This window comes from Micromonospora phytophila (genome assembly GCF_023656545.1).
In the GTDB taxonomy this organism is placed as follows: domain Bacteria; phylum Actinomycetota; class Actinomycetes; order Mycobacteriales; family Micromonosporaceae; genus Micromonospora; species Micromonospora phytophila.
On sequence record NZ_JAMOKF010000357.1, the window covers coordinates 1 to 5,169 of the forward strand.

Sequence of the window (5,169 nt, forward strand, 5' to 3'; positions counted from 1 at the left end):
ACGTACGGCGCCGGCGACACCTGGGCCGCGGCGCGGACCGACGCCGGCGACACCTGGGCTGCGGCGCGGGCCGGCGCCGGTTCGGCGGAGGGCAGCGCGGTCCGGGTGTTCCGGGGCAGCGACGGCGCGGGGAAGCGGGACGGGGAGGGGCCGGGCGGGGGCGGCGGACCGGCACCGAGCACCGACCGGTCGGACCCGGGCTCCGGGTACTCCATGTATGCGTCCTCATCGGACTCGTACCGATACACCATGTCGCCCAGAGTAAGAGCCGTTGTCCCTTTAGGGGGTAATAATGGGAAATTGTGAGGCTGGTGGCGCGCCGGCGTGCTGGTCGGCCCGCCCGGGCCCGGGCCGGCCGGCCCGGACGGCGGTGCGAGAATTGCCGACGTGACCGGCGACCACTACTTCACCGCTGAGCCCGCGACCGCCGCCCATCCGCGCGAGGTCGGGTTCTCCGTCGCCGGACGCGACTACGCCCTGGCCTCCTCCGGCGGGGTCTTCTCCGCGACCCGGCTCGACCCCGGCACGGCGGTGCTGCTGCGCAAGGCCGAGCTGCCGTCCGCCGACGCGACCGGTCCCCTGCTCGACCTCGGCTGCGGCTTCGGCCCGATCACCTGCGTGCTCGCCAGCTCGGCGCCGTCGGCGACCGTCTGGGCGGTCGACGTCAACGAGCGGGCCCGGGAGCTGACCGCGGCGAACGCGGCGCGGGTCGGCGCGGCCGACCGGGTACGGGTGTCGGCGCCCGACGACGTGCCCGCCGACGTGACCTTCGCCGAGATCTGGTCGAACCCGCCCATCCGGATCGGCAAGGACGAGCTGCACCAGCTGCTGCTGCGCTGGTTGCCCCGGCTCGCCCCGGACGGGGCCGCCTGGCTGGTGGTCGCCCGCCACCTCGGCGGGGACTCGCTGCACGGCTGGCTGGTCGAGCAGGGCTGGCAGGTCGAGCGGCACGCCAGCCAGAAGGGCTACCGGGTGCTGCGGGTCACCAGGTAATTGGCTGTCGCCACCGGCGACGCCTCGGGCAGGATGCCGGCGTGGGATACGTGGACGTGGCAGCGGTCGGGCACATCCTGCCCGACGGCCGGGAGCTCTTCACCGACGTGTCGTTCCGGGTCGGCGAGGGCGCGAAGGTGGCGCTGGTCGGGCCGAACGGCGCCGGCAAGACGACGCTGCTGCGGATGGTCGCCGGCGACCTGCCCGTGAAGAGCGGCGCCGTCGCGCGTACCGGGGGGCTGGGCGTGATGCGCCAGTTCATCGGGATGATCGGCGACGAGTCCACCCTGGCCGACCTGGCGCTCTCGCTCGCCCCGCCGGCGCTGCGCGACGCCGGCCGCCGGCTGGTGGAGACCGAGACGGCGATGCGGGCGGCCGAGGTCCGCGGCAAGTACAGCACCGCCGCCGGCAAGGCCCAGCTGGCGTACGCGGACGCGCTCGCCGCCTGGGGTGAGGCCGGCGGGTACGACGCCGAGGTGCTCTTCGACACCGTCTCCACCATCGCGCTCGACCTGCCCTGGGACAGCGCCCGGGACCGTCCCGTCCGGACCCTCTCCGGCGGCCAGCAGAAACGCTTCGCCCTGGAGCTGCTGCTGCGCGGTCCCGACGAGGTGCTGCTGCTCGACGAGCCGGACAACTTCCTCGACGTGCCCGGCAAGCGCTGGCTGGAGGGTCGACTGCGGGAGTCCGCCAAGTCGGTGCTCTACGTCTCGCACGACCGGGAACTGCTCGCGCACACCGCCGACCGGGTCGTCGCCGTCGAGGGCGGCAGCGCCTGGGTGCACCCCGGCGGCTTCGCCAGCTGGCACTCCGCCCGGGTGGCCCGGCACGACCGCCTCGACGAGCTGCGCAAGCGCTGGGACGAGGAACACGAGAAGCTGCGCGAGCTGATGCTGATGTACAAGCAGAAGGCCGCGTACAACTCGGGGATGGCGTCGCGCTACCAGGCGGCGCAGACCCGCCTGCGCAAGTTCGAGGAGGCCGGGCCGCCGCCCGTACCCCCGAAGGACCAGGACATCCGGATGCGCCTGGCCGGCGGGCGGACCGGCAAGCGCGCGGTGATCTGCGAGCAGCTGGCGCTCGACGGCCTGACCTACCCCTTCGACCTGGAGATCTGGTACGGCGACCGGGTCGCGGTGCTCGGTGCCAACGGCACCGGCAAGTCGCACTTCCTGCGGCTGCTGGCCCGCGGCGGCACCGACCCCGACCCGGCGAACCGCGCGGTCGACGCCGCCGCGCTGGCGCCCGTGGCGCACGAGGGGGTGGCCCGGCTCGGCGCGCGGGTCCGCCCCGGCCACTTCTCCCAGACCCACGACCGGCCGGAGCTGATGGCGAAGACGCTGGTCGACATCCTCTGGCGGGGTGACGAGCACCGGGCCGGGATGGACCGGCACGCGGCGATGGCGGCGCTCAGCCGCTACGAGCTGGCCGGCCAGGGCGACCAGCGTTTCGGCACGCTCTCCGGCGGGCAGCAGGCCCGGTTCCTCGTCCTGCTGCTGGAGCTGTCGGGGACGACCCTGCTGCTCCTCGACGAGCCCACCGACAACCTCGACCTGGCCTCGGCGGAGGCGCTGGAGGTGGGGCTCGCCGCGTTCGAGGGCACGGTCGTCGCGGTCACCCACGACCGCTGGTTCACCCGCTCCTTCGACCGGTTCGTGCTCTTCCGCGGCGACGGCGAGGTGGTGGAGACCCCCGAGCCGGTCTGGGACGTCCGCTGAGCCACCCATCCGGGTGGGCGGTGCCCGGCGGTCCCCGGCCGGGGGGCGGTCGGCCGGCATAGGGTTGATCGCGTGACTGAGATGACCTATCGCCGGCTGGGCGACTCCGGGCTCGTGGTGTCCGTGGTCGGCATCGGCTGCAACAACTTCGGCCGCAAGCTCGACCTCGACGGCACGCGCGCGGTGGTGGACGCCGCGCTGGACGCCGGGATCAACTTCTTCGACACCGCCGACATCTACGGTGAGCCGCAGGGCGCCTCCGAGGAACTGCTGGGCCAGGCGCTCAAGGGCCGCCGCGACGACGTGGTGGTGGCCACCAAGTTCGGCATGGACATGCACGGCATGAACGGCCCCGACTTCGGCGCCCGGGGCGCGCGGCGCTACATCGCCCGGGCGGTGGAGGCGTCGCTGCGCCGGCTCGGCACGGACCACATCGACCTGTACCAGATGCACGAGCCCGACCCCGGCACCCCGATCGACGAGACCCTCACCGCCCTGGACGACCTGGTCCGCGTCGGCAAGGTGCGCTACCTCGGCAACTCCAACTTCGCCGGCTGGCAGATCGCCGACGCCGACTGGGTCGCCTCGTCCAACGGCCGGGCCCGGTTCATCAGCGCCCAGAACCACTACAGCCTGCTGGAACGTTCCGTCGAGACCGAGGTGATCCCCGCCTGCGAGCGGTTCGGCCTCGGCATGCTGCCGTTCTTCCCGCTCGCCAACGGCCTGCTCACCGGCAAGTACAAGCGCGATCAGGCCCCGCCGGCCGGCAGCCGGCTCTCCGGCGGTGGCCGCTACGCGGAGCGCCTCGCCGCCGCCGACTGGGACACCATCGAGGCGATCGAGGCGTACGCCGCCGAGCGCGGGCTGTCGATGCTCCAGGTGGCCATCGGCGGGCTGGCCGCCCAGCCCGCGGTGACCTCGGTGATCGCCGGCGCCACCACGCCCGGGCAGGTCGCGGCGAACGCCGTCGCCGGCACCTGGCAGCCCACCGACTCCGACCTCGACGCCCTGCGCGCCGTCCTCTGACCGACCTCCGCGCCTCCGCGCCTCCGTTGGTCACGGAGGTCGCGGAGCCGCGCGGAGCTGCGTCACCCTTCCCCGCTGCCTTCGCGCCGTCCCGCCGTGCCCGGGTGAGCAGCCCCTCGGCGACGGTCGCGCCGCCCCGCACGGCAGGAACGCCAGCTGGCGTGGAACGCGGGGCGGCGAGGGCATCCGGACAGCATGGCGTGACGACGCCGTCACCCGCTGCCCCTGCCGTCGACTTCGGACGGTCGATGGGAAATCCGCATCCCGCCCTTGGCGGATCCGAGGATCCGTCGTACGGTGACACCCGCAAGTGACCCACGGGAGCCCGGTGCACCGGGCTGAGAGGGGGGCTGTGAGCCCCCGACCGTCGAACCTGATCCGGGTAATGCCGGCGCAGGGAGGAGTGTTGCCGTGCCGTCCCTCGGGCGACTGCATCTGATCACCGACACCCGACCCGGGCGGGACCCGCTCGCCGTGCTGCGGGCCGCCCTTCCGGTGGCCCGCGCCGAGCTGGTCGTGCAGGTCCGGGTGACCGACGACGCCACCGACCGCCAGGCGTACGACCTGGCCCGCCGGGTGATCGCGCTCTGCGCCCGGTACGACGCGACCTGCCTGGTCAACGACCGGCTGCACGTGGCGTTGGCGGTGGGCGCCGACGGCGGGCACGTCGGCGCCGACGACCTGCCGGTCGGGGCGGCCGCCGGGTGCTCGGCTCGACCGCCGTGCTCGGCGCCACCGCCCGCGACCCGGGCACCGCCGCCGAGGCGGTCGCCGCCGGCGCCAGCTACCTGGGTGTCGGCCCCTGCCATCCGACCGCCACTAAGGAGGGCCTGCCCGCCCCGATCGGCCCGGCCGGCGTACGGGCGGTGGTGGACGCGGTCGACGTGCCGGTGGTCGCGATCGGTGGGGTGACCGCCGCGGAGGTGCCCGCGCTGCGGGCGGCGGGGGCGTACGGGGTGGCGGTGGTGGGGGCGATCTCGGGGGCGGCCGACCCGGCCCGGGCGACGGCGGAGCTGCTGGGAGCCCTGGGGTGCTGAACCGACCGGACGTCGCCGTGGTGGGGGCGGGACCGGTCGGGTTGGCGATCGCCTGGCGCTGCGCCGCGGGTGGACTGCGCGTCGTCGTGCACGACCCCGCGCCGGGCTCCGGGGCGTCCCACGTCGCCGCCGGGATGCTCGCCCCGGTCGCCGAGACGTACTTCGGCGAGCACGAGCTGACCGGGCTGCTGACCGCCTCCGCCGCCCGCTGGCCGGCCTTCGCCGCCGAGCTGACCGAGGCCGCCGGCGCGGACATCGGCTACCGCACCGAGGGCACCCTGGTGGTCGGGCTGACCGCCGACGACCTGGCCGAGGCGCGGCGGCTCTGGGCGTACCAGCAGGGGCTCGGACTGCCGGTGACGCCGCTGCGCCCCTCGCAGCTGCGCGACCGCGAG

Annotated in this window: 4 protein-coding genes, 2 pseudogenes and 1 riboswitch; of the genes and pseudogenes, 5 read left to right on the top strand and 1 reads right to left on the bottom strand. The window is 74.8% G+C overall.

Annotation, left to right across the window (positions count from 1 at the left end; genetic code table 11):
• A pseudogene (locus NCC78_RS27215) lies at positions 1-251 on the bottom strand (hypothetical protein); the annotation flags it as partial.
• Positions 252-387: 136 nt separating this feature from the next.
• Here NCC78_RS27215 and NCC78_RS27220 point away from each other — a divergent pair.
• The 5 genes and pseudogenes from NCC78_RS27220 to NCC78_RS27240 form a co-directional block, all read left to right on the top strand.
• Entirely contained in the window at positions 388-993 is a 606-nt protein-coding gene (locus tag NCC78_RS27220) for a class I SAM-dependent methyltransferase (RefSeq protein WP_250798034.1), read from the top strand.
• 41 nt (positions 994-1,034) lie between these two features.
• Positions 1,035-2,711: an ABC-F family ATP-binding cassette domain-containing protein gene (locus tag NCC78_RS27225; protein WP_250798035.1), complete on the top strand. Its 1,677-nt coding sequence runs from the start codon at positions 1,035-1,037 to the stop codon at positions 2,709-2,711.
• 81 nt (positions 2,712-2,792) lie between these two features.
• The gene (locus tag NCC78_RS27230) at positions 2,793-3,737 is read left to right on the top strand and encodes an aldo/keto reductase (protein ID WP_250798037.1); all 945 of its coding nucleotides are present in this window, start codon (positions 2,793-2,795) and stop codon (positions 3,735-3,737) included.
• A 308-nt stretch (positions 3,738-4,045) separates the two neighbouring features.
• Positions 4,046-4,154, top strand: a riboswitch (TPP riboswitch).
• A pseudogene (thiE, locus tag NCC78_RS27235) lies at positions 4,149-4,774 on the top strand (thiamine phosphate synthase). Its footprint overlaps the riboswitch before it by 6 nt.
• Positions 4,768-5,169: FAD-dependent oxidoreductase (locus NCC78_RS27240; protein WP_250798036.1), on the top strand; the 402-nt coding region annotated here is incomplete at its 3' end. The pseudogene thiE and the gene NCC78_RS27240, both read left to right, overlap by 7 nt.

What these genes read in the sequence shown, in the direction of transcription:
- NCC78_RS27230 (WP_250798037.1), top strand. Translation starts at nt 2,793, where the DNA reads ATGACCTATCGCCGGCTGGGCGACTCCGGGCTCGTGGTGTCCGTGGTC.